This is a genomic window from Vibrio sp. Vb1026, assembly GCF_033338745.1.
In the GTDB taxonomy this organism is placed as follows: Bacteria; Pseudomonadota; Gammaproteobacteria; order Enterobacterales; family Vibrionaceae; genus Vibrio; species Vibrio alginolyticus.
Genome location: NZ_JAWOTH010000100.1, coordinates 1 through 1,333, shown reverse-complemented (window position 1 = coordinate 1,333; position 1,333 = coordinate 1). Strand labels below are relative to the sequence as shown.

The 1,333-nt window shown below is 48.9% G+C and carries 2 protein-coding genes; both read right to left on the bottom strand.

Going from position 1 to position 1,333, the window contains the following annotated elements; all coding sequences use genetic code 11:
- The coding region (locus R7E47_RS24465; RefSeq protein WP_318085294.1) for a cytochrome c oxidase assembly protein at positions 1 to 474 on the bottom strand (474 nt) is incomplete at its 3' end.
- 20 nt (positions 475 to 494) lie between these two features.
- A partial coding sequence (locus R7E47_RS24460) for a cbb3-type cytochrome c oxidase subunit I (RefSeq protein WP_318085291.1) occupies positions 495 to 1,333 on the bottom strand: 839 nt, incomplete at its 5' end.

Here is a 1,333-nt window from a genome sequence, read left to right as displayed (position 1 = left end):
CGGCAAATCGTGCTCAATATAGAAAATCAATGGCATCTGAGCGTGCTGCTTTCCATCCAGCGGCTGTTGCGTAAAACAAAAGCACTCTATTTTGTTGAAGTAAGCTGCACCGTTGCCGGGAGAAACGGAAGGCACCGCCTGCCCCACCAGCCTTTGTCCACTTTCGTTAAATGCCAAGTATTCAGTTTGCACGACCTCACCTGGATGAACATTCATCGAAATGACTTTCGGCTTAAACTCCCACGGCATATCTGGGTTGACGTGTGCCATAAACTCCACACGAATCGTCCGGCTCAAATCGGGCTGCATCCCCGTAGGTTGAATCGCTGCAACATCACTGGTTTTACCGTTGATGCCTAACGCATCACACATCACGTCATAGAGCGGCACGAGCGCAAAACCGAACCCGAACATGGCAAAAGTGGCCAGCACTAACTTTATCGTGAGCTTTTTGTGGGATGATTTTTCTGCCATGTTCTTCGCCTCTCGTTCCGTTAATCCACTTTAGGCGGCGTACTAAAGGTGTGATGAGGCGCAGGGCTTGGCACAGTCCACTCTAATCCTTCTGTACGCTCCCAAGGCTTGGCCGACGCTTTCTCTCCGCCACGAATACATTTGATCACGACCCACAAGAAAATCAGTTGCGACAAACCAAAGGCAAAGCCGCCGATAGATACGATTTGGTTCACATCCGCAAATTGAATCGCGTAATCAGGGATTCTTCGCGGCATGCCCGCCAAACCTAAAAAATGCATCGGGAAGAAAAGGACATTGACGGAAATGACTGAGCACCAAAAATGCCACAAACTCAACTTGTGGTCGTACATATTCCCCGTCCATTTCGGCAACCAATAATACGACGCCGCCATGATTGAGAAGACCGCGCCAGACACCAAGACATAATGGAAGTGCGCAACCACAAAATAGGTATCGTGGTACTGGAAATCCGCCGGCACAATAGCAAGCATCAAACCCGAGAAACCACCGATAGTGAACAGAACAATAAACGCAATCGCAAACAACATTGGCGTTTCAAAGGTCAATGCGCCACGCCACATGGTTGCGACCCAGTTAAACACTTTTACTCCGGTCGGTACCGCAATCAACATGGTGCAGTACATAAAGAACAGTTCTGCAAACACGGGCATGCCTGTCGTGAACATGTGGTGTGCCCACACAAGGAAAGAAAGAAGCGCAATACTGCATGTTGCGTACACCATAGAGTGATAGCCGAACAGCTTTTTGCCACTAAATGCGGGAAGAATGGCAGAGATGATCCCGAACGACGGCAAAATCATGATGTACACTTCTGGGTGACCAAAGAACCAGAAAA